Genomic DNA, 24,188 nt, shown 5'->3' on the forward strand with positions numbered 1-24,188 from the left:
AATTATATTATTTTGGTGTTAAGCCACCTGAAATTCCCCCTTTCGTACTTCTTTCACCAGGATCTGATATGATATTTGATAACCTCTATGGACTATTCTCGAACGATATGGGAATCGATTTGGGAACCGCGAACACCCTCGTGCATGTGAAAGGACAAGGAATTGTCCTATCCGAACCGTCGGTCGTGGCAGTCCAGGCCTCAACAGGTCGGGTCCTTGCCGTTGGCCAAGAAGCCAAACGAATGCTAGGAAGAACTCCTGGTGACATCGTTGCCATTCGTCCTATGAAAGACGGGGTCATCGCCGACTTCGAAACTGTAGAAAAGATGATTCGTTACTTCATCGCTAAAGTTCACAACCGCACTACATTTGTAAAACCACGGATCGTCATCGGAGTTCCTTCGGGAATTACCGAAGTAGAAAGACGGGCCGTTCGGGAATCCGCAGAACAAGCCGGGGCCCGCGAAATTTTCCTTATCGAAGAAGCACTCGCTGCTGCCATTGGTGCCAACATCCCGATCCATGAACCTGCTGGAAACATGATCGTTGATATCGGCGGGGGAACCACAGAAATCGCTGTGATCTCTCTTGGTGGTATGGTGATCGCCGAGTCCATCCGCACTGGTGGGGACGAATTTGATGAAGCCATTGTCAAATACCTCCGTAACCAATACAACCTAGTTGTCGGAGAAAGAACTGCCGAGGACATCAAACTCACGATCGGTAACGCTTTCGCTGACAAACGTGTCGACACGATGGAAGTGAAAGGCCGTGACGCCATCTCAGGACTCCCACGCACCCTCGAACTCGACTCAAACGAAATCCGTAAAGCCCTCAAAGAACCAACAGACGAAATCCTAGACGGGATCAAATCCGTATTGGAACGCACTCCTCCAGAACTTGCTGCCGACATCGTAGAACGAGGGATCGTTCTCACTGGTGGTGGTTGCCTCCTTCGTGGTCTCGAACACTACCTCACCAAAGAAACAGGAGTTCCGGTCTTCCGTGCTGAAAACCCACTGACTTGTGTGGTGCTAGGAACAGGTCGATACTTGGATGAATTGAAATACATCAAACCGGGGATCCGATAAAAGATATTTCTGATTTAGAAAACTACTCTGCAATCCTTCGGGTGAAACTCTCACTCTAAGGATTAAGGTCGAAAAGGGAACCTTTGGTTCTCTTTTTTTTGGGCGCACATTTCCGGCTATCCGCTCCAATCTTTGCTCCGCAAAGGATTTCCGCTTCTATCCGGGGCGCGGGGTTTGGTTGGTGATTACATTAGGAAATATAGAACCAGAATGTTTTATTTTTAACTTATTTGGTGAGGAGAATGCCGCATTTCGATATGGCCTTCGGCCTACTCAATGCTCGACTTGGTTGGTCGGAGTTGTCGTTGATGGTCCATTACCGTCGTTTCGGTCGTTGAGTAGCGAAGCGTATCGAAACGCGAAACGAACGTTAAAAACGATGGGATACATGTACATATTACTCTGTTCTGATCGAACGTACTACACAGGTAGTACGAAGTATTTGGCAAGAAGACTTAGGCAACACCAAAGCGGAGAAGGTGCAAGCTATACGAAGAAACGTCTGCCAGTTAAACTAATTTTTTTTGAAGCATATTCAAGAATCGATCATGCATTTTACAGAGAGAAACAATTGCAAGGTTGGTCTCGAAAGAAAAAAGAGTCACTGATGGCACAGGATTTCATGCAGCTTAAACTACATGCTAAAAAAATTCGATTTTACAGGAGCTGCTTGGACGAGTCTTAATATGGAACTAGATATTTAAGTTTTATATTTTTGAATTCTTTTTGTTGGAGTATCCATTCCTAAATATGAAAAAGGAGTTTTATTTAAAAATTTGCTATGTGCAAAAGGGGATGATTCGTCCCCGTTCGGTTCGTCTTTCAGAATGAACTTTGTCATTTGAATCATATCAGTCATAGATCCAAGTACCCTTCGATTCAAAGTAGTTGTTATATAAATTTCTTTGGACATAGGTGCCAAAAGATTTCCAATCACTGTCGGTAAACACTCTCCTTCCAGTTGGTGTTTCCATTCTTCTAAGATCCGATCTAAAAATTCTTCCTCTGTTCTGATACCAGCGCCACGGAAGATCACGGAAAACAAAGTCTCTGCATGTGTAACAAGATAATATTTAAGCCTGCCTGCAGTGAAGGTATTTACATACCACTCATTTTCAAGGTTAGATTCTGGAATTGGCTTTAAATTTTTTAATTTGAAGTTGTCCTGAACTCTTTTTGTTAATCTGAGAATCATTCGATTCCAACTTTAACAATGGTAACGTCAAAAGAAAACAAAATTAGTTCACTTAGCATTAGAGACTTTATTCAAAGAAGCTTCACGAAAACAACTGATCCGACTTTTTGGTTCCCTTTTTTTTTGGGCGCACATCTCCGGCTCTCCGCTGCAATCCTATATGTGTTTTGCCAATCGCTCTGATTGTTTGGAGAGTCCATCCACATTTTCACGCAAGTGGGAAGTATTGGATGCAAGTGATGAAGCAGATTGTTCAATAGATACAAGAGCTCTCGACATTTCTTGTGTACCCATTTTTTGTTCCGATGCCAAAACTTCCAATTGTTTGGAAAGTGAAAACAACTCTTGGAATGAATTTAAAAAAGATTTATGAATGGATGTTTGTTTTTCTACTTTAATTTTTAAATCAGAAAGGTTTGATACGAGGATACCAAAACTTTTGTCCTGGATTCCCATTTTTTCTTTCGTTTCGGAAGCTGCTGTATTTCCGCTCACAATTTGTTTAGCAGCTTGTGTAATGATCTTTGAAATTAGTGATGCATTTTCCTGTGCACTGTCAGCAAGTTTAGCGACTTCTTGAGCTACCACAGCAAAACCTCTTCCATGTTCACCAGCACGCGCTGCTTCAATAGAAGCATTTAATGCAAGTAAGTTGGTTCGATCTGCAATGTCTCGTAAAATTTGGTTTACTTCTTCCACTTTTTGAAAGCTTTCTTTGATTTCTTCAAAATTGGAGCTCACTGAATCCATAGCTGTAGTTACTTGAACACTATATTGTTTGGATTCATCAGTGGTTTGTGCCAAATTGATCGTTGAAGTGTATACTTCAGACAAAATTTTATCCATGACCGTACTTTCTTGGTTTAGATCATCAATTCTGGTAAACTGTGATTTTACAAAATCGCTAGCACTGTCCATTGAAGCCGCAAGTTCTTCCATAGACGCACTGATCTCCTCTACACTAGAAACTTGTGTTTGGATTTCAGAATTCAAAGAATCCATAAATTTTAACATTTCTTGGACACTTTGATTCAAAGTCTCCGCTTCTTGTTGAATGTTTTGTTTTGTTTGATTTGCGGCTTCAGATTTTAGCCTTGCTTCTTCTGCAGATTTTGTCGCTTCACTACTAGAATTCGACATAAATTTTACGACGGCACTCATCATATGCACACCACAAATCAAAGCAATTGTATTGATCCCAATGAATGGAATTCCAAATTGATTTGAAGCGGTAGCAATAAATTTAATTTCAGCACCACCTGTTACTCCTAAAAATACATATAGAAGTAAACTTGAAATTGCAATGTATCCGACTGCCATAGTTAGGCGATATGACAAAAGAAAACCTGAGTAAATAACGACAAATAGAAGAACCAACATTACAAATGGTAACGTTGCAATCGAAACCTTTTCTGCTGGTGTTTTGGACATAATGACAACAATGGCAAAAACACTCGAATAAATGATGATATCGAGTAAAATGGAGAGGTAAGCAAATTTTAAATAAAATTTTTGTTTTTTATAGAGCCAAAAAGTATAAACACCATATGATAAAACTACAAATTCTAGAAAGGATAGAATAAGGCTCATAGTTCGTTCGGTAGTTGGAATAGCCACCATAAAGAAAATATTGATAGATAACATTACAATTGCAAAGGAAATGCGAATCGTGTTCGCGATCATACTTCCTTTTTCTAAGTAGTTTCCAGAAACAGATGACATAATGTAAAAATCCTCATAATGACTGACGAATTTTTTTTTTAAAAAACGCCATAAGTTTATTTTTATCCTGTAAATTGGCAAAGAATCGTCAAAACGAATTCGTTTCCTTTTGCGGAAATTAGTAAAGAGAGAAGATAAACAAACAGAGTTATTTCATAGGGAGAAATCACTAGAAAAACGATCCAACCGAAAAAGACGAATTGAGGATGACCTGCTGATTCATTTTTCCAATATATAATTTAATAATGAATCATTTGCTTTCCCATTGTTTATCAATCTCGTCTTTGATGAGAGATAGAGAACCAACAATTCAAACTCCAGAAAGGGAATTTTTAGAAATTTAATCATCTTAAATTTTCAATACAGACAACTAAATTCACAAATATTAGAATTGGTAATTGTTGCTCAAAGTACAGATCCAAATATAGAATATCTAAATGAAAAAGATCACAAAATTTCGGGAGAATGATCTCTTTTGAATTAAAACAAAAATCCCCCGCACCAGGGATTGAGTGGAAATCCTTTTCGCGTAAGCGAAAAGATTGGAACGGAAAGCCCGGTCGCTTACACAATAAATTCAGAATTAAACTTTTGATTGCGAGGTGCCCACATTGAAGGAACGTTTGCACCGACAAACGTTTGTCACCAAAAATTAGAAAGGCAGTGACATCGGACTCTCATTTTTTATTTCCGAATATACTAAAGTATTTTGTTTGTGGTTCGAAGAACCTTTTCTGAGATAAATAGTGTTGATTAAGGCCAACTAACATTCTATAATGGACTTGTCTCGTCAGATTCGGTTTCCACTTGAGAATAGGACTAGAATTGTGAATAGGAAAGTATCAAAAACATTAAATTACGGGGGAATCATCCTCGTTATGTCAATGCTGACGGGGATATCTTGTTCTTCTTTGGAACTCAGGTGTTCAGGTTGCACTTTGAGCGAAGCCTATGTAGATGCGAATGCATTAGAATTAGTGAATGCAGCCGTAAAAGGTAACAGTAAAAAGGTGGAAGAGTTGGTTCGTAAAGGTGCCAACCCGAACCATCTGGAAAATGGGAAAGTTCCAATGCTCCTTTGGACTTTATGCGCGGAGAATCAGGAAGGATTCGAGGCGCTCCTCAAAGCAGGAGCAGATCCAAATCTCGACGGAACTGGTCATGGAATCGGGGACGGTCAGAGTTTTGGTTCGGGAATGTTCGGATTCAGATGGAGGGGATACCGTTTTGTTACTACGAGTAAAATTAAGGAAGGATGGTCTGCAACGGTTATGGCTGCAGCACTGAGAAAGCCTGAATTTTTGCACCTAGCTTTGAAAAACGGCGGAGATCTGAATGCAAAAAAAGGGGATGGAGGAGATAGTAGACCTCTGCTCATTGCAAGTAGATATGCCAATTTAGAAAATATCAAAATCCTACTCGAAGCAGGTGCGAACATCAATATTCATGATGAAAAATATGCCGTTACTTCGGCACCTGAACTGGCAATTGCAGGATATTCACGTTTTGATATAGCAATTTGGTTTTTGGAACAAGGTTACAACCACGATTTACAAGGGTTAGGTAGATTGGCGGAAGCAAGTAACGTCCATGATGGATTGCAACCGGATAAAGACAAACTAATGGATATGTTGACCAAACGTGGGGTTCGGTTTCCTATTCCAGGGAGATTCATCGACAGAGGGTTGAAGACAAGACAAATTCCGGCGAATGAAGTTGATGATGTAATTCGTGGCAAAAAATCAATCTGGAGTTATCCGAAACGTCCAGGTATGGAAAATGTTGATCCGTAAATCCATATTAGAGTATGATGGTTCAACAATATGTTTAATGGAGTACCTATGAAATATTTTACTATTATTTTTCTTACTTTGAACCTACTCAATTGTACTTCAACTATCGAACGTGTCAAAGATAACAAAGAAAACGGCTCATCCTCATTTATGACCGTCAAAATCATAGAAATGGGACGGATGGATACTTTTAGTTTAAGTGATTTTAATAGAAGACCTAGAGATCCCAACGTTGACTATATTATTTTAGACGTTTTAATTCAAAATACTGGTGATAATAAAATTATCGTTTCTGCAAAACCAAAGATTAAACTTCAATCCGACAAAGCAGACTCATCGGAATCAATACATGTAGACAATTGTTGCAATTTTTTAGAAACAATCAAAGCAAATGCAATTCAGCTCCCAATATTGTTATCTGTGGATCCTTTGCAACTTTTTGAACTTTTTGAAATCGAATCCAACCAATTGGCACTCAAAACTTTTTATTTCCCGTATCCGAGAAATCTATCTCCAAGTGAGTTTATATTCAAAGCTAAATTAGCAAATGATGCATCCTATCAGGAAGTGATTGTAACTTATAGTGAAGTTCCTTGATGAATATTTCGAATTTTGTAGAACCTTAACTTCCTATTTCAAAAGAGAAACATTTATATTTACGTTTTCTTGTTTACAACCGATGCATTCGATGATTTACTCTCGTTGTAGTTACGGCGCGGCCACCAAAGCCCCGGACCGATGAGTCAGGAGACCAAATGGGCGATAAAAATCCGAAAACAAAAACAAAGCAGACATCGCAGAAAAACGCGAAAAGCGCTGTTGCCAAAGGGAAGAAAGATGCAGCCACTGCCGCAAAGCAGGTTCCCACGAAAAAGTAGGTCTATTCCTGAATTTCACTGATCCATCTCGTGTTTGATGAGAGGAAGAAACGATCGGAATTGAATGACCGGTCGCTGGTTCTATCTAATTTAAATTCAGCTAACGATTGCTATGTCCCACAAAACGTTTGATAATTGCCATCACCACCAGATGGAACTTCTTCTGAATAATTATAACCTAATTCCCGTTTGTAAGGATACAAACTCCTTTCGATGAGTTGTTCGGCAACAGTTGAAAGACCTTGGTTTACATTCGCAAGTGCGATTTCCACGAGATGATTTCTCGGAATGAGGCTTGGATTTGTTTTTTGCATGAGTGAGATGGCATCCTCGTCTCTGATTCCTTGTTTCTTTTTTTCCTCCATCCAAACCTTCACCCAATCTTTCCATCGACTCTCATTGTATATCGAATCTTTTGGCGTATACACTCCCTCCAATACCAGAAATGTATTGGTAAAATCGGCTTCAGTATCTTGCATCCACTGATAAAGGTTTTGGAGTAAGGGTAAATCTTTTTCTGTTAGGTTGGGAAATCCAATTTTTTCACCTAACATTCGTATGTAACTTTCCTGGAACCAAGTTTCCAATTCGGAAAGTTTTGCTTTTGCCAATTCAATAGCGGTCTCCTGATTGGGGTCAATGAGAGGGAGGAGGGAATTCGTGAGACAAGCAAGATTCCACTGGGCAATCCCGACTTGATTGGAAAATGCATAACGCCCATTAGCATCAATGGAACTAAACACACGTTTTGCGGAGAATCCATTCATAAAGGCACAGGGACCATAGTCGATGGTTTCTCCGGAAATACTCATATTGTCGGTATTCATCACACCATGGATAAATCCAACCCGCATCCAATTTGTGATTAGGGTTACTTGTCGTTTCATCACAAATTCCAAAAATGTTAGTGCGGGATTGTCTGTTTGCCAAACTTCAGGAGCATGCCGATTGGCCGTATATTGAAATAATGCCTCCAGTTCTTCCAAGGATAAAGTTTGATACGCATATTCAAATGTTCCCACACGAATATGGCTTTTTGCCACCCGAGTCAAAATGGCTCCTTCTTGTGGTTCTTCTCTTAAAACTCTCTCTCCCGTTTTCACTACAGCCAAACTTCGAGTTGTGGGAATCTGCAAACCAGCCATCGCCTCGCTCATGATATACTCTCGCACCATAGCGCTTATGGTGGCACGACCATCACCATTTCTAGAATACTTAGTCCTTCCTGAACCTTTCCATTGGAAATCAAAACGTTCCCCACTTCTGTTTTTGAATTCTCCCATCACAATCGTTCTACCGTCACCTAACACTGTAAAGTGTCCAAACTGATGGCCGGCATAAGCTTGTGCAAACGGCTGGATGCCTTCCGGAAATTTTGTCCCAGAAAAAAAATGAGCGGTGGCTTCCTCCTCCTTTTTCCAATGCGAAAATTGAAACTCAAGTGCTAAAGCATCGTTCCAAAATAAAACTTTGGGAGAAGAAACTGGAGTGGGTTTGGTGGATTGGAAAAATGAATTCGGTAAGGAAGTATAGGTTGTTTCCACAACGGGAAATGATGGGAAGGAAAGGGATTGCATATAGATTAGACCACCCTTGCCATTGATTGTGTGTTTGATTTTCCCTCGAATGCACCGTCTTTATCTTCTCTCCTAATTGTACTTCCAATCTGTTCATTGAGGAGAACATTTCCGGCTATCCCGAAACATTTGCAGGTTTTTCCAAGACTCGAACGTTATGACATGTTATCCTTCTTCCTATAAAAAACAAACGGGGAAAAGGATGACGGTTCTAGAATTATTACATCATAATGTGCCATTGGACATTTTTACTTTAAAGGAAAACTGTTCTTTGGTAGAACAGGCTCAGAATCTGATCGACCAATGCCATCCCGGGGCGACGAATATGAAAGTTTTGAATCTCACCGCAGAAATTTCTGAAGCTAACATTCCCTATTCTCAAAGTAACAGAGCACTTCACGGATTTATGCATGGAGGTTGTTTCTTTACTGTCGGTGATACACTCACATCCATCATGGCCTTCTTCCATGTGGAAAATGAAAAAGAAAGAACCTTTACGATGGATGCATCAATACGATACTTGCGCCCCGTTCGGACGGAAACCGTTCGCGCCAAAGCAAGACTCGTAAAAAAGAATGGAAAACATTTGGAATATGTTTGTGATTTTTTTAACGAAGAAAATAAAAGAACAGCCCAAGCAAAATACAAATATGTGATCGCAGAACCGCGTTGATTTTTTTGTTTCCATCCATTGAGTGAGTCAAAGTTTTCGATTGTAATTGAATAGTTTCCCATTTAACATGAGTAGATGCAGAACGTAATCTGTGCTCTTCGAGGTGCTGTGCTGTTCGTAGGCCAATTGCCATATCTTGCCTTTCATTCGACCGTTACCTCTGCAACTGTCGTAGGCCTTACTACGGAAATCAAAAAACGTCTCAAAGGGAACGGACAGTGGATGAGTTCTCGTTGTTTTGTTTTTGATGGAACATTGAGTCACGAGACGGTTCTCGATGGACCTGTCGGTATTTTGTTTGCAGATCCCGGAAGTGAAATCGGAGAGATTCTCACAAAAGAAGCAGGCCCCAACGGACTTTCCTCAAATCCCACTTGGGCTCAGGAATTGATCGCAACTTGTTTTGAAATTCAGTCTGCAAATCCGGAACAATATCCAGAAATTCTAAGCAGTTCCTTTCCTTTCAACCAACTTACACCGGCCAAAAAAATACAAGACGATGATCGTCTAATTAACGTTATACGTATACTCATCGAGAGCCCAGAAGAAACCTTAAATGTCGAAGACCTTGCAAGTGAGATTGGAATGTCGGAGTCTTGGCTACTACACGAATTTAAGAATGTGGTTGGTCTCCCGATTCGTGCCTTTCGTAAATGGTTTCGAATCAAAACAGCAGTGATCGCACTAAAAAAAGGGGCAACCCTTACCGATGCGGCCCTAAACGCTGGTTTTTACGACCAAGCTCACTTTACCAATGTATTTCGGGACATCTTCGGAATTGCACCTTCTGTCGTTTTTAAAAAGGGAGAGCCAATTCGTTGGTACATAGAAAACGAAGAGATCGATAAGATACTAAAAGTTTTTTAAAACCATAAACTAGTATAGAAAAAATTTAGAACCCTCAAACCGAACATATGTTTGCATCCAAGTTTTTTTGGGGCGCACATTTCCGGCTATCCGCTCCAATCTTTGCTATCGCAAAGGATTTCCGCTTCTATCCGGGGCGCAGGGTTTTTAGAGTTTAGTTGAGGAATTTCGATAAGAAAGAGTTTCGGAATTTATCAGCCGCAAGGTGATCGAAACAAGTTCAATCCAAAAAGAGGGGGAGGAAGTTCTTTATCGATAAAAAGAAAATGAATTGTAAATATTTAAATTATCGTTTCTTTTTTTTTGGAATTCAATAATTATTAATTTTTTGATTGTATTATCATTACATTATTATCATTCATATGATGTGATTTAGATAGATAATTCCTCTTCTCCTATAGTCTCCAAAACAGGAATTTATTGACAAGGTATATCCAGTGGTTTACCAGATTGCTTGGAGCAACGATAGATACCATAAAATGAAAAATTTTTTAAGCACAACTCTTTTCCTTACTTCGATCTTGAAGCAACAGTGTAAAAAACTATTCTTTCTATTTTTTGCAATCGTGTGTTTATTTTTATCCAACTCCTGTAAACAAACTCCAATGGAAAATATTTGTGATCCACATAGTAAAACAAATATTTCCACCATACTTTTAAAATTCAGTTTACGTGATCCATCCTCTCATTGCGGAATCAATTACTCGAAGTTAGTCAATTCTCCTTTTGCGGGTTCGGATGGAAGCTCTTGGACGGCAAGAACGATACCAACGGGAAATTGGGCTTCCGTTGCATACGGGAATGGTGTCTTTGTAGCAGTTGCTGATGGAGTCGGAAGCACAACGGCAGCAACCTCACCAGACGGAATCACATGGACACAACGTACCATGCCAGTGGGTGCCTGGTGGATTTCTGTCACCTTTGGGAACGGAATCTTTGTAGCGATAGCTAGTAGCAACAGTACAATTGCAGCAACTTCGCCCGATGGCATCACTTGGACACAAGGAACCTTACCTGCTCCTGCAGTCGGATGGCAATCGGTTACCTTTGGGAATGGTCTTTTTGTTGCCATTGATATTTCCAGCACAAGGGCCGCGACATCACCCGATGGCATTAACTGGACTCAGCGAACTTTACCAACTACGGATACTTGGTGGGCTGTTACTTACGGGAACGGAATCTTTGTGGCTATCGTTTATGGTAGCAACATAGCGGCAACATCACCCGACGGTATTAACTGGACTCAGCGAACTTTACCCAGCACTTCTTCTTGGCAGTCGGTTACTTACGGGAATGGAATCTTTGTGGTCATAGCTGATAGCAGCAATATTGCGGCAACTTCCCCTGATGGTATCAATTGGACACAGCGAACGTTACCTAGCTCGGCAAATTGGTACTCTGTTACCTTTGGAAATGGTGTCTTTGTTACAGTTGCCTATAACACCTCAAAGGCGGCTACCTCCACTGACGGCATCAATTGGACGGCGCGCACGTTACCGAACACAACATTTTGGTATACTCTTACCTATGGGAATGGTGTCTTTGTAGCACTTTCCTATGGCACTTCCATCGCTGCATCTTCCCCATAATCTGGTTGTAAGATAGTTTATGAGGATTCTCGCAGATGGAAATCTAAAGCCTGGAGTTTCCGACCAACCAACTAACGCATATTAATTACATATATTTCCTTCATTTTGTATACAAATATACTGGGTCTGTATACAGCCAAAGTTTAAATTCAAATTGAATTCTTTTTCATTTGAAACTTCCATTTAATTTATGACAAACATAAGAAAAATAAATTTGGGCGAACAAGGATTAGCTGTTCCTATCGAAGGACTCGGTTGTATGGGAATGTCCACAATGGCTGAAATGAATATTTATGGTGTTGCGGGTGAAAAAGAATCCATCGCTACAATTCACCGTGCTTTTGAATTGGGTGTAAACTTTTTAGATACAGCTGATTTATATGGTCCTCTGAAAAATGAGAGACTGATTGCAAAAGCAACCAAAGGCAATCGTAATGCCTATATACTTGCGACCAAGTTCGGTTACGAAGTAGATGACAACGAACAACTCACCTGGCAAATCAATGGAAAGCCAGAATATGTAAAAAAAGCTTTGGAACGTTCTTTAAAAAGTTTAGACACAGATTATGTTGATTTGTATTACCTCCATAGACTGGATCCCAATACACCAATCGAAGATACAGTCGGCGCCATGTCCCAACTTGTCAAAGAAGGAAAAGTGCGTTACATCGGACTCTCGGAAGTTTCTTCCGCCACTATCAGACGTGCCCATAAAATCCATCCATTAACAGCCGTTCAAACAGAATATTCTTTATTCGAAAGAGAAGTAGAAAGTTCAGGGATTTTAGCGACTATGCGAGAACTGGGAATCGGACTTGTCGCCTATTCTCCGCTCAGTAGAGGTTTTTTAACTGGAGAAATCAAAACCCCTGAGGATTTTGATGCAAACGATTTTAGAAGAAATTTTCCACGTTACCAAGGAGAACAATTTTATAAAAATTTAGAATTGGTAAATCAAATCAAAAAAATAGCAACTGGGAAAGGAATTACTCCTTCCCAACTGGCAATTGCTTGGGTACTCTCAAAAGATGTGGTTGCCATTCCAGGAACAAAACGAGTCAAATATGTAGAGGAAAATATTTCGGCAGCCAATATTGTTTTAAACACAGAAGAACTCGACCAACTGGAATCGATCATTCCCCTAGGTACGTCTACCGGAGATCGTTATGATGCGGCCTCTATGACTTTCTTAGATCGTTAAAAGAATTTGCGGGAGTACAAAACTCATCCTATTTTTTCTCCCGCTCACCCATTGGATAAGATTATGACAACAAAAGGACTGATTACATTTGATTCCATTGGTGCTTATCACAAAGCTTTGGATTTACCTAAACCACAACATCCACTGGTATCCATTATGAAATTTACTGGGACAACAATGAGTCCCTATTTTTTGGAAAATAAATTTGTTTATGACTTTTATATGATTTCGATTAAAAAAAATATCAAAGGTACCATTCGGTATGGGAGACAAAATTATGATTTTAGTGAAGGAATCATGAGTTTGAGTGCCCCCAAACAAGTATTTTCTTTTGATGAGTCTACAGATGTTTCCGAACTATCAGGGTGGGGTTTGATTTTTCATGCGGATTTGATTCGCCATTCCCATCTAGCAAAACAAATCAAAAACTATGGTTTCTTTTCCTATGAAACACACGAAGCACTGCATCTATCCGACAAAGAAGAAGCGATAATTGAAACGATTATGAAAAATATCGAAGAGGAATACCTCACTCCTATTGATACATTCAGTCAGGATCTAATGATATCCCATATCGAAGTTCTTCTCAATTATGCCAATCGATTTTATAATAGACAGTTTATCACCCGCAAACATACCAATGACGATCTTTTGATTCGATTGGAGGGTTTGTTAAATGAGTATTTTGACAGTAATCAGGTGCAACAACTTGGATTACCGACAGTTAAATATCTTTCTTTCCAACTGAATGTCTCACCTAACTATTTAAGTGATCTCTTGAGGATGAGCACAGGCCAAAATACCCAACAGCACATTCATACTTGGGTCATAGAAAGGGCAAAAGAAAAATTGGCCACTACTGCGCTTTCTGTGAATGAAATTGCAATTCAATTGGGATTCGAATACCCACAATATTTCAGTAGACTTTTCAAAACAAAAACAACTCTCACTCCGAAAGAATTCAGAAATTCATTCAATTGAAATCAATTGATCTTAATTTCATTTTGAATACTCGAAGCCTGCCATTCCACAAAAGATACAAAGGGTAACACTCTACCATGGGCTCTCAAAACTAAAAAGAATAACAGTTTATTAAAACTATAGAGTATACTTCTCCAAGTTTTAATAATAAACAGCTTGAAGATAATTTCGTCTTTGGTAAATCTTTTAGAATTGCTCTTTACGAAACACTGAATCATATTAAGGCAAAATTTCGCAGAACAGCAAATAACCAATTCAATCGCAGAGGAAATGAATCATGGCCAAAAACAAGTTACTCAGAATGGACAATGTCAGTATCGTCGTAAAATCCTTGGATGAAGCTATTTCTTTTTTTGAAGAGATAGGACTTAAGCTTGAAGGGCGAGGCACGATAGAAGGGGAATGGGCAGGTCGAGTCACTGGCATTAGTTCGCAATGTGTAGAAATTGCTATGATGGTTACCCCCGATGGCCATAGCAAAATTGAACTTTCACAGTTTCTAAACCCACCTACAATTGCAGATCATAGGACAGCTCCAGTAAACTCACTCGGTTATCTGCGAGTGATGTTCACCGTTGAAGACATTGACGAAATGGTATCTAGACTTACTAAACATGGTGCGAAACTCGTTGGTGAAGTGGTTCAATATGAAGACATGTATCGACTCTGCTATATTCGTGGAACCGAAGGAATTTTAATTGGTTTAGCCGAAGAACTCGGTAACAAATAAGGTTAAATTCATGCAACCAACCGCCGAACACAATCAAAGAATGGCTCAAATGACTTTTGCCTCGGTGTATCCTCTTTATTTAACTAAAATAGAAAAAAAGGGCAGAACAAAAAAAGAACTAAACCAAGTGATTGAATGGTTAACGTCTTTTGATGAGAAGAAGATAAAAGAATTAATGGAGAAGAACGTAACTTTCCAAACATTCTTTGAGAAAGCTAAATTAAATAAAAATGCAGACCTCATCAAAGGAATGATTTGTGGATATCGTATCGAGGAAATTCAAAATCCGATCACTAGGCAAGTTAGATACTTGGACAAACTTGTGGATGAATTAGCAAAAGGCAAAGTGATAGAGAAGATTTTAAGGAATGGATAAAGAGGCATTTCGATACGGCCTTCGGCCTACTCAATGCCCTAGTTGTATTAATCATCATAGCAACGGTCGTTTCGGTCGTTGAGTAGCGAAGCGTACCGAAACGCGAAACGACCAATAACAAAATGTGGCCGGCATTTTCACCTAACATATACGATGATTTAAAAATCCCTGCACCAGGGATTGTAGAGGAAATCGAAGCGAAAGCGAAGATTGGAACGGAAAGCCCGGTCGGTTCTAAGGTCCAATCGGTAAATGGAATCCAATACGAGGCGCCCGGACTCTCTCAATACTCTCGATTGATCACCTACTGGACTTTTTAGACCCATTCTATATTTAATTTTCCTAAATTGGATTTTGCTATCTCTTCTTGACAATTCGTCTGATAAATGATCTGCTGATTGAGTTCTAAATATTTGAAATTCCTGTTAGGTTCCCTTATGGCTGACGATGAGACAAAAGATTTTTTTCGAAAGATCATTTTTACCAATGAAGAGATTTTAAAACTAAGGAATTTACTTTATAGTTTAAAAATTCGGGCTCTCAATGCACAGATTCTTTCTGCAAACTCAGGGGCATTTGCGGTAAGTTATGGTGTTGTATCGGCGGAAATCATTCATTTCAATCACAAAATCCAAGAAGTCAACGAAAGGTTAACCAATGCGATCAATGTTGTCATCAAGATGGCAAGTGAAATGCAAAAAATTTCCAAGGTGTATCATTTGATGCAGCTAACAGTCGAAACTTGTAATCGAAGAAAAGTTGATCCTAGTCATTTTAAAAATATTGAGTCTAGTTTACGATACCGCAACGAAGAAAAGGAAATGTTAGATTCACAGTTGCGAAAAGAATTTAATGCCATTCAAAATATAGTGAAAAGTTCGACTAAACTTTGTTTGGAAGGACGTACGGTTTCTTTACAAACTCGTATTGAATCGGCAACCATCGTCGAAAATCAAAAATTATTTTTAGCAGTTGCAGAAAGTTTTGATGGAGCTTTAAATATCATCGAATCTTCCTATCGTTATCTTGCAAAACTCTGGTAAACCATGAAAAAAATTCAAACTATCTATTCGAATAATGACCACAAATGGTCAGTGATTGCAAGAGATCCAGCCAAACCCAATTGGCTCATTGATACAAATGAATACTTGATTGAGTCAGATGGAATGGGACTACTGACAGACCCAGGGGGAAGCGAAATTTTTCCCGAAGTTTTTTCTGCTCTGGTAGAAGTATTTCCGGCTTCACAAATTAAAAATATTTTTGCATCTCACCAAGATCCTGATATTGTTTCCTCTATTTCTTTATGGTTGGAAGTCAATCCATCAATTCGTTGTTATGTGAGTTGGCTTTGGACAGGTTTTTTACCTCACTTTGGAGGAAATGCAGAAACTTACATTCCTATGCCCGATGAAGGAATGGAAATCATTCACCAAAACATTAAACTTAGGTCCATCCCCGCCCATTTTTTACATAGCGCGGGAAACTTAAATCTTTGGGATCCAAAAGCAAAAATATTGTTCAGTGGTGATGTGGGTGCCGCCTTACTTCCTGTCGATGAAACTGATTTGATTGTAAAAGATTTTGATAAACACATTCGGTTTATGGAAAAATTTCACAAACGTTGGATGGCTTCGGAACAGGCCAAACTCGCTTGGTGTGAACGAATCTCTAATCTCAAACCGGATATGCTTTGTCCACAACATGGCTCTGTATTCCAAGGCCCTGATGTAGAAAGGTTCATCCAATGGTTTTCGGAATTAAAGATTGGAATGGATGCTTTGGAACTTCCTAAGGCATAAGTGAAGCAAACTATCTAAAGAAAAGTCAAATTCCACTGAACTCCGCCGGGACTGATAGATCCCATAGAAGTGAGCTCACCTGTGGATTGGTTGATGCTAAACTGACTTAGTTGCGCGCCGTTATTTGCTACATAAGCAAAACGTCCTGACGGATCAATCACCATAAATCGCAAACTACCTGTGATTCCCGTCACACTAGATGAATAAGAAATTTTTCCCGTTTTAGGTTCTATCGTATAACAAGAAATAATACCCTCATTGATATGCAATAAATAATAAAAACGACCGTTCGGATGGATTGCGGAACTGTTGATACTCATACCATGAAAAACGGAATCCACAAAACCCATATTACCTGTATTGCCATCAAAGTTTAAAATGGTTACAGCCGGATAGGAACCTACATATAAATAGGTTCCGTTTGGATGAGTCGAAATATGACCGGAGCCATCATTAGGAAAAGTTGGACTAATCCCTGCTTGCGATAAACTTCCATCTGCATAATTGATTCGATACGAAACGATTTCCGTTGCTGTGGGACTTACATAGAAGATAAAATTTCCATTCCTAGAAATTTGAATTTGCGTGTGTCCAATGATGGTTGGATAGACATTTAAAAAACTAAGCGTACCATCGGTATTAATGGCGTAAGCACGAATGGCCTGAGTTCCTTCAGAAGCTAAATACAAATACTTTCCGTCCGGAGTAATGACTAAATTTCGTGGACTTAACCCAGCTGATACAGTAGCGGGACTATTTAGAGACAAAACGCCCGTACTTTGATTAATTAGAAATTGGGAAATACTAGCACCACCAAAATCACTAGTGAATAAAAAATTTCCAGCGGGATCTACACCGATCCCCGTTGGCTGAGAAGTCCCAACCAAAATCGTAGGATTCGCAGTTAATATTCCAGTAGATTCATTCATAGTCAAATGGCCAACTCGATTTGCTATATCCAAACTCGTATAAACATATCCCGAATACACTGTGATATCAGAATTTGCGCGAGCCCTTCCATCAGCTGAAGTGGCAATAATCGAGACTTTTCCATTCCCAATTCCTAAAACAAACCCGTTGGCATCCACAGTGGCAACAGAACTATTACTACTCGACCATTGGAAGGTGGAATCTGTTTTGTTACCGTACATATAGTACTGAGCTTCCAGTTGTAAACTGTTTCCTTTACGAATTCCGGCCCAGGTGTGGTTTAGTTCGACTACGGAATTGGAATTGGCAAGTAAGGCCCATAGATAAAACAAAGATTGGGAGGAAGGGTCTTTTCCGGGACAAAGTAAATCTCGAACGATAGGATTAAGGAGACAGCCATTAAACGAAAATAAACATCCAATCAAATACAAAGATGGTAAATACCGCAAGAAACCCGAAATTCTAAATTGATTGAGTAACAATCTCTTCATCCTAACCAACAAACATAAGTAAAGCGGATTCGCTAGAATGTCATTCCTAAAATATAGAAACGTTGGTAAAAAATATCTGTTTTGAACTGTGTCAGCGCCAGGGATTTCAGTGGAAATCGAAGCGAAGCGGCGAGTGGAACGGAAAGCCCGGTCGCTTAAGAAAAGAGTATTTCGATTAGATAGATTTCGAGGCGCCCCAAATTAGGGAACGGTGGCAAATCTGTGGATTTACTTGAACTTTATCGCATTTTTGATCGTCTGAAGAAGGCAAGGTATTATTTTATAAACGTAAGATCCCCATGACAAAAACAAAAACTTTAACATCAAATGATTGGCTTTCGATCATCTCCTTTTTGGTATTGATCTTTGCCATGATCGCACCCATTGGCGAAGGACTTCTGATTGCATTCGCTGTTGTCTTTTTAGCAGTAGGAATTTCGAGTGCTGTTCATAGTGCAGAGGTCATTGCAGAACGAGTGGGACCTGCACTCGGAACTTTGATTTTAGCGATATCAGTCACTGTGATTGAAGTGGCACTCATAGTAAGTCTTATGAGTAACGACACCGCCGACTCACCTCAGATTGCAAGAGACACTGTGTTTGCTGCTCTAATGATTGTAACCAACGGAATCATAGGAATTTGCATTCTGTTAGGTGGATTAAAACATAAAGAATTGGGATTCCAATTGGTAGGAACAACGGCATTACTCGGAGTTCTCGCTGTGCTTTCGACTCTCACTTTGATTTTGCCTTTATACACTACATCCACAAACAAAGGAACTTATAGTGCGGGGCAACTTATCTTTGTTTCCTTTGCATCTCTTGTTTTGTATGGATCTCTAGTTTGGTCACAAACCAAATCTCATAAAAACTTTTTTTCTGCGACAGAGATTGAAGTTGAGCCAACTGACTCAATGATAGCTAAGCCTAGTAAAAAAAGAGCAATCACTAGCTTTATCTCACTTTTGTTTTCGCTCGTTGCCGTTGTTGGTTTGTCAAAAATTTTAAGTCCAACAATCGAAACCACCATTGCTGCATTAGGTGCTCCAAAGGCAGTAGTGGGGATTGTGATTGCAATTCTTGTCCTCGCACCAGAGACATTGGCTGCAATGAATGCTGCAAAAATCAATGAATTACAAACTAGTTTGAATTTAGCTTTGGGATCGGGGGCTGCGAGTATTGCTCTGACCATACCTGCAGTAAGCATCTATTCATTGTTATTTGATAAGCCACTAACCCTCGGTTTAGACGCAAAGGGAATTGTATTTTTAATGGTAACATTTCTTGCAGGCAGTTTTACTTTTGGATCGGGAAGAACCACATCCCTTCATGGACTCATCCACTTAGTGATTATGGCTTCTTTTTTAGCGATCTCACTTATGCCATAAAGGACCTACTTAACTTCCACAAACGAGACATCCTTCTTCCATGGAACAGGATTCTCCTATAAATTCAGAAACCGCCTCGTCTTTGTTAGTTGATTCTTGCGAAGTGGGTTCGTTTTCTTTTGTAATTTTGTCTTTAGTTTTTTCCACAGTAAACTGAATGGCTTGGGTGGCGGCTTTCGTTCGTAGATAATACATTCCTGTTTTTAGACCTTGTTTCCATGCATAAAAATGCATAGAGGAAAGTTTAGAAACGGTTGGATTTTCTACAAAAAGGTTTAAAGACTGAGATTGGCAGATAAATGCACCACGATCCCGTGCCATATCAATGAGTGATCTTTGTTTCATTTCCCAAACTGTTTTATATATTTCTTTGATAGAATCAGGAATGGAAGGGATGGATTGGATACTACCACCCGCTGCGATGATTTGATTTTTCATTTCAGAATTCCAGAGTCCAAGCTCAATTAGGTCATGTAACAAATGTTTATTGACAATGATAAATTCTCCACTCAAGACTCTTCTTGAATAAATATTGGAAGTATAAGGTTCAAAACACTCGTTATTTCCCAAAATTTGTGAGGTGGAAGCTGTGGGCATAGGAGCCACAAGAAGAGAGTTTCTTGCACCATATTGGATCACTTCTTTACGAAGTGTTTCGAAGTCCCAACGTCCCGTAGGGTTTACATTCCATAAATCAAATTGGAAAATTCCCTTTGATAGAGGAGATCCTACAAAACTAGTATAGGGGCCATCAACTTTTGCAATATCTTTACTGGCTGTCATTGCGGCAAAATAGATAGTTTCAAAAATTTCAATGTTGAGTTGTTTTGCGGCATCACTTTCGTAAGGCATTCGTAATAGAATAAAAACATCAGCTAGACCCTGCACACCTATGCCAATGGGTCTATGTTTTAAATTAGAATTTTGTGCTTCTGGAACTGGATAGTAATTTTCATCAATGATGCGATTTAGATTGAGAGTCATCTGATAGACGATTTCATACAAAGTATCAAATAAAAATTTTCCATTAGAAACAAACTTTGGCAAGGCGACTGAGGCTAAATTACAAACGGCAACTTCGTCGGGGCTAGTAAATTCTAAAATTTCGGTACAAAGGTTACTACTTTTGATGGTTCCTAAATTTTTCTGATTACTTTTGTTATTGGCTGCATCTTTGTACAACAAATAGGGAGTTCCCGTTTCTATCTGCGATTCGACAATGGCAAACCAAAGGTCTTGGGCTTTAACTTTGGTACGAGCGAAACCTTCTCTTTCATACTTTTCATACAGTTTGACAAAATCTTCTCCATACACATCAGAGAGACCAGGAGCTTCATGGGGACAAAATAAACTCCAATCACTACCCTCTTCCACTCGTTTCATAAATAAGTCTGAAATCCAAAGTGCGTAGAATAAATCACGAGCTCGCATTTCTTCTTTGCCATGATTTTTCTTTAGCTCCAGGAACGGAAATATATCGGCATGCCATGGTTCTAAATAAATGGCAAAGGCTCCTTTCCTTTTTCCACCACCTTGGTCCACATAACGCGCAGTATCATTAAATACTCGTAACATAGGGATGATTCCATTACTGGTTCCATTGGTTCCACCAATATAAGAACCTGTGGCACGAATATTATGAATAGAAAGTCCAATCCCACCGGCACTCTGGGAAATTTTTGCCGTTTGTTTTAGTGTATCGTAAATTCCATCAATGCTGTCGTCTTTCATGGTTAAGAGAAAACAACTGCTCATTTGAGGTTTCGGAGTGCCTGCATTGAATAGTGTAGGAGTTGCATGAGTAAACCAACGTTCGCTCATTAAATTGTATGTTTTGATGACTTCATCTATTCGATCTTTGTGGATTCCTATCGCCACACGCATGTACATATGTTGCGGGCGTTCTACAATTTTTCCATCCAGTTTTAATAAATAAGATTTTTCTAAAGTTCTAAATCCAAAATAATCAAATCCAAAATCCCTATCATAAATAATGGAACTATCCAATAATTCTGAATGTTTTTTTACGATCTCCCAAACATCCTCTGCAATGAGAGGCATCCATTTTCCTGTTTTTGGGTCGTTATAAGAATATAAACGGTCCATCGTTTCTGAAAAAGATTTTGTAGTATTTTTATGGAGATTACTCACAGCTATACGACTTGCAAGGAGTGCGTAGTCTGGGTGTTTGGTGGTAAGTGAGGCAGCAATTTCTGAAGCCAAATTATCTAATTCAGAAGTGCTGACCCCATCGTAAATGCCTTCAATTACTTTTTTTGCAACATCGATAGGACTTACCAAACGACTTAGGCCATAGGATAATTTTTCTATCCTAGCGGTGACTTTATCAAACTTAACTGATTCTTGTTTTCCGTTTCTTTTGAGTACAAACATATAATTACCTTTTTAGCATTTAAAAATCTTCACTTAAGGAAAAAGTAAAACTTTGTTCCGAATTAAGAACACCAGCCTTCTGGTAGTCACCCACACGTTTCTCAAAGAAGTTTGTTTTTCCTTGTAAAGAAATCATTTCCATAAAATCAAAGGGATTGGAGGAATAATAGAGTTTCTCAAAACCTAGTTCGATAAGCCAACGGTCAGCAACAAATTCAATGTATTGTTGCATTAGTTTTGCGTTCATACCGATGAGATCCACTGACAAAGATTCGGTGATAAATTCCTTCTCGATATTTACTGCATCAGTAAATATCTCATACACACGCTCCGCACTTGGTTTGTTTTGGATCATTTTAAAGAGAATACAAGCAAACTCACAATGTAAGGCCTCATCACGACTAATCAGTTCATTCGAAAAACTGAGTCCTGGCAGGAGCCCTCGTTTTTTCATCCAAAATATGGCACAAAAACTTCCACTAAAAAATATTCCTTCTACAGCAGCAAAAGCGAGAAGCCGTTCTGCAAAATTTCCCTCACCGATCCAACGTAATGCCCATTCTGATTTTTTTTGTACGGCAGGAATTGTTTCTATGGAATGGAATAATCTGTTTTTTTCTTTTGGTTCTTTGATGTAGGTATCAATCAAAAGGGAATAAGTTTCCGAATGTATGTTTTCCATCATAATTTGGAATCCATAAAAGCACCTAACTTCTGGAAGCTGGACTTCTCGCATAAAATTGACAGCTAAGTTTTCGTTCACTATCCCATCACTGGCAGCAAAAAAAGCTAAAACATTACTTAAAAAAAATCTTTCGTTATCGGTAAGGGAATTCCAATCATCCAAATCACTACTTAAATCAATTTCTTCTGCAGTCCAAAAGGATGCCTGTTGTTTCTTATACATTTCCCAGATTTTAGGATACTTTAAGGGAAGGATCACAAAACGATCCTTGTTTTCTTTTAATAATACTTCTGATTGATAATCCATGACTAAATCTCCGTTAGTCGGGACACAACATCTTATCTTTTGAAAAAGGTGTGGGTATCCCGGTAGCAATAGTCCGGGGCCCTGAAAAAATTTTCGGTACGGATGATCGTTTACGGGCGATTCATCTGTGGGAAGATCCGACTTTCCTTATCTGAATTGGATAAGGATTTACGGTTGCGCCGTCAGTTGAGGAGTTTCACCTCATTCCTCCCGGAATAGAATCTAAACAAATCCAAAGAGACATATTTTGTCAATGGAATAAAACGGAATAAAAATCAAAAAAACTCTCAAACTACAAACCCTAAACTAACAACAAAAAACGCCAATTCCCTAAGTTATCAAATTTCTAGTATCACTCCCACAGGAACTTTCCAAAACTATATGATCACACTATGAAAAAAATCCTATTCTTGCTACTGTTAACGGCTTTTACAATTTCATATGCAGAGGAAGTTACTTCAAAAAATGAATCACCTTCGGACCGAGAAGATTCAAAAATAGAGAATCGATCGAGATGGGATTTAGTTTGGCGAAGCGCAGTTTTACCTGGATGGGGTCTGATTCATGCAAAAGCCTACCGAAAGGGATATGTTGTCGCCGGAATTACAACCTTACTAGCAAGATCAGAATATAGAGGCCACAATGAAGAAGAGAGGGAGAGAAAAACATTTTCCGAATCGCAAAACTTATTACAGTTTTCCTATCTTAGCCAACCAACTGTTACAGATCAAAACTTACTTTTATTATTACATAGTTTGGATTCAAAAAAAGACTTAGACAAAATCCGAGAAAACAATGAAATGAAACTCACCTTACTAGGTTTAAAATATATTATGCAACTTGGATACACTTACTGGTTTGGAATCTCTTGGGAAAAAGGAACTAACCAATCAGGATTACAATTTGATATCCAAAAAGATTCAATATCCATGGGACAGAATTCCAATGCACAAAAGTTTCTAATTTCCTATGATTTATCATTTTAGATAATGAGTATCCATCCTGTTTCCAATTTCTAAAGATTTCCTATATGAATCTTTTTTACACATTGGCCTTAGTTGTTATTTTTCTCACTCTCGCCATTTTGCATTTTCTTTGGTCCCTCAATATTCTTTGGGGATTTGAATCCGCACTGCCGCGAAAAAAAGATGGAAGTTTTCTATTTTATCCCAAAAGAATCGAAAGTTTTTTAGTTGGCCTAGCTCTTACTCTTCTTGCTGGCTTTTATGTTTCATTCACAGGTTTTGCAGCTTTGTCTTTTGATCCCAAGGTTTACAAGATTGGATTTTGGTTTACGACTGTTATCTTCGGGATTCGAGCCATAGGAGATTTTAAATATGTTGGTTTCAGCAAACGGATCAAAAATAAGGAATTTGCATATTGGGATACAATCCTATTTTCTCCTCTCTGCCTTCTGATCTCCCTATTGGCTTATTTGGTACAGAGAGAATTATAAAAGAAATTTACGAGAATGATTCACGGATTTTGATTTTTGTCTCTCAGCCTTTGACTATAGGTT

General features: G+C 39.0%; 24 protein-coding genes. 18 read left to right on the plus strand and 6 right to left on the minus strand.

Annotated elements, in window-relative coordinates; all coding sequences use genetic code 11:
- Positions 1-68: 68 nt before the first annotated feature.
- Both JWG40_RS19460 and JWG40_RS19465 read left to right on the plus strand, forming a co-directional pair.
- The gene (locus JWG40_RS19460; RefSeq protein ID WP_002972591.1) at positions 69-1,091 is read left to right on the plus strand and encodes a rod shape-determining protein; all 1,023 of its coding nucleotides are present in this window, start codon (positions 69-71) and stop codon (positions 1,089-1,091) included.
- 388 nt (positions 1,092-1,479) lie between these two features.
- A complete protein-coding gene (locus JWG40_RS19465) occupies positions 1,480-1,776 on the plus strand; it encodes a GIY-YIG nuclease family protein (protein ID WP_232369506.1) in 297 nt (98 codons plus the stop codon).
- Positions 1,777-1,791: 15 nt separating this feature from the next.
- On the opposite strand, the gene JWG40_RS19470 is transcribed toward JWG40_RS19465, so the two are convergent.
- Positions 1,792-2,286: a DUF6933 domain-containing protein gene (locus tag JWG40_RS19470; protein WP_205287400.1), complete on the minus strand. Its 495-nt coding sequence runs from the start codon at positions 2,284-2,286 to the stop codon at positions 1,792-1,794.
- A 156-nt stretch (positions 2,287-2,442) separates the two neighbouring features.
- Positions 2,443-4,008 carry a methyl-accepting chemotaxis protein gene (locus tag JWG40_RS19475; protein WP_205287401.1) on the minus strand — a complete coding sequence of 522 codons (1,566 nt, stop codon included), beginning with the start codon at positions 4,006-4,008 and terminating at the stop codon, positions 2,443-2,445.
- An 827-nt stretch (positions 4,009-4,835) separates the two neighbouring features.
- On the opposite strand from JWG40_RS19475, the gene JWG40_RS20110 reads away from it, so the two are divergent.
- From JWG40_RS20110 to JWG40_RS20070, 3 genes are all read left to right on the plus strand, one after another.
- Positions 4,836-5,801: an ankyrin repeat domain-containing protein gene (locus JWG40_RS20110; protein WP_205287402.1), complete on the plus strand. Its 966-nt coding sequence runs from the start codon at positions 4,836-4,838 to the stop codon at positions 5,799-5,801.
- 48 nt (positions 5,802-5,849) lie between these two features.
- Positions 5,850-6,398, plus strand: a complete 549-nt coding sequence (locus JWG40_RS19485; RefSeq protein WP_205287403.1) for a hypothetical protein — start codon at positions 5,850-5,852, stop codon at positions 6,396-6,398.
- Between the two features lie 158 nt (positions 6,399-6,556).
- Positions 6,557-6,679, plus strand: a complete 123-nt coding sequence (locus tag JWG40_RS20070) for a hypothetical protein (protein ID WP_269751641.1) — start codon at positions 6,557-6,559, stop codon at positions 6,677-6,679.
- Between the two features lie 110 nt (positions 6,680-6,789).
- Here the strand turns inward: JWG40_RS20070 and JWG40_RS19490 are convergent, their stop codons facing one another.
- Entirely contained in the window at positions 6,790-8,256 is a 1,467-nt protein-coding gene (locus JWG40_RS19490) for a protein adenylyltransferase SelO (protein WP_205287404.1), read from the minus strand.
- Between the two features lie 202 nt (positions 8,257-8,458).
- Here JWG40_RS19490 and JWG40_RS19495 point away from each other — a divergent pair, with 202 nt between their 5' ends.
- The 10 genes from JWG40_RS19495 (at position 8,459) to JWG40_RS19540 (ending at position 16,475) form a co-directional block, all read left to right on the plus strand.
- Entirely contained in the window at positions 8,459-8,929 is a 471-nt protein-coding gene (locus tag JWG40_RS19495) for a PaaI family thioesterase (RefSeq protein ID WP_205287405.1), read from the plus strand.
- Between the two features lie 75 nt (positions 8,930-9,004).
- On the plus strand, positions 9,005-9,796 hold the full coding sequence (locus tag JWG40_RS19500; RefSeq protein WP_232369507.1) for a helix-turn-helix domain-containing protein: 792 nt from the start codon (positions 9,005-9,007) through the stop codon (positions 9,794-9,796).
- 605 nt (positions 9,797-10,401) lie between these two features.
- A complete protein-coding gene (locus JWG40_RS19505; RefSeq protein ID WP_232369508.1) occupies positions 10,402-11,385 on the plus strand; it encodes a hypothetical protein in 984 nt (327 codons plus the stop codon).
- A gap of 214 nt (positions 11,386-11,599) precedes the next feature.
- A complete protein-coding gene (locus JWG40_RS19510; protein ID WP_232369509.1) occupies positions 11,600-12,586 on the plus strand; it encodes an aldo/keto reductase in 987 nt (328 codons plus the stop codon).
- Between the two features lie 63 nt (positions 12,587-12,649).
- Positions 12,650-13,567 carry a helix-turn-helix domain-containing protein gene (locus tag JWG40_RS19515; RefSeq protein ID WP_205287407.1) on the plus strand — a complete coding sequence of 306 codons (918 nt, stop codon included), beginning with the start codon at positions 12,650-12,652 and terminating at the stop codon, positions 13,565-13,567.
- A 277-nt stretch (positions 13,568-13,844) separates the two neighbouring features.
- A complete protein-coding gene (locus JWG40_RS19520; RefSeq protein WP_205287408.1) occupies positions 13,845-14,297 on the plus strand; it encodes a VOC family protein in 453 nt (150 codons plus the stop codon).
- Between the two features lie 10 nt (positions 14,298-14,307).
- Positions 14,308-14,673, plus strand: a complete 366-nt coding sequence (locus JWG40_RS19525; protein WP_205287409.1) for a DUF2200 domain-containing protein — start codon at positions 14,308-14,310, stop codon at positions 14,671-14,673.
- A 122-nt stretch (positions 14,674-14,795) separates the two neighbouring features.
- A complete protein-coding gene (locus tag JWG40_RS19530; protein ID WP_205287410.1) occupies positions 14,796-14,993 on the plus strand; it encodes a hypothetical protein in 198 nt (65 codons plus the stop codon).
- Between the two features lie 93 nt (positions 14,994-15,086).
- On the plus strand, positions 15,087-15,716 hold the full coding sequence (locus JWG40_RS19535; RefSeq protein WP_232369510.1) for a hypothetical protein: 630 nt from the start codon (positions 15,087-15,089) through the stop codon (positions 15,714-15,716).
- Between the two features lie 3 nt (positions 15,717-15,719).
- On the plus strand, positions 15,720-16,475 hold the full coding sequence (locus tag JWG40_RS19540; protein WP_205287411.1) for an oxygen-binding di-iron domain-containing protein: 756 nt from the start codon (positions 15,720-15,722) through the stop codon (positions 16,473-16,475).
- A 14-nt stretch (positions 16,476-16,489) separates the two neighbouring features.
- On the opposite strand, the gene JWG40_RS19545 is transcribed toward JWG40_RS19540, so the two are convergent.
- Complete coding sequence (locus tag JWG40_RS19545) at positions 16,490-17,896, minus strand: beta-propeller fold lactonase family protein (RefSeq protein WP_205287412.1); 1,407 nt, start codon at positions 17,894-17,896, stop codon at positions 16,490-16,492.
- A gap of 299 nt (positions 17,897-18,195) precedes the next feature.
- Between JWG40_RS19545 and JWG40_RS19550 the strand changes: the two genes are divergently transcribed.
- On the plus strand, positions 18,196-19,284 hold the full coding sequence (locus JWG40_RS19550) for a calcium:cation antiporter (RefSeq protein ID WP_205287413.1): 1,089 nt from the start codon (positions 18,196-18,198) through the stop codon (positions 19,282-19,284).
- Positions 19,285-19,293: 9 nt separating this feature from the next.
- Here JWG40_RS19550 and JWG40_RS19555 read toward each other — a convergent pair whose 3' ends face one another.
- Positions 19,294-21,678: a ribonucleoside-diphosphate reductase subunit alpha gene (locus JWG40_RS19555; protein WP_205287414.1), complete on the minus strand. Its 2,385-nt coding sequence runs from the start codon at positions 21,676-21,678 to the stop codon at positions 19,294-19,296.
- 19 nt (positions 21,679-21,697) lie between these two features.
- Positions 21,698-22,669 carry a ribonucleotide-diphosphate reductase subunit beta gene (locus tag JWG40_RS19560; RefSeq protein ID WP_205287415.1) on the minus strand — a complete coding sequence of 324 codons (972 nt, stop codon included), beginning with the start codon at positions 22,667-22,669 and terminating at the stop codon, positions 21,698-21,700.
- Positions 22,670-23,061: 392 nt separating this feature from the next.
- Between JWG40_RS19560 and JWG40_RS19565 the strand changes: the two genes are divergently transcribed.
- A complete protein-coding gene (locus JWG40_RS19565; protein WP_205287416.1) occupies positions 23,062-23,655 on the plus strand; it encodes a hypothetical protein in 594 nt (197 codons plus the stop codon).
- Between the two features lie 44 nt (positions 23,656-23,699).
- Entirely contained in the window at positions 23,700-24,125 is a 426-nt protein-coding gene (locus tag JWG40_RS19570) for a DUF3995 domain-containing protein (RefSeq protein ID WP_205287417.1), read from the plus strand.
- Positions 24,126-24,188 lie beyond the last annotated feature (63 nt).

Source organism: Leptospira abararensis (assembly GCF_016918735.1).
Taxonomy (GTDB): Bacteria; Spirochaetota; Leptospiria; order Leptospirales; family Leptospiraceae; genus Leptospira_A; species Leptospira_A abararensis.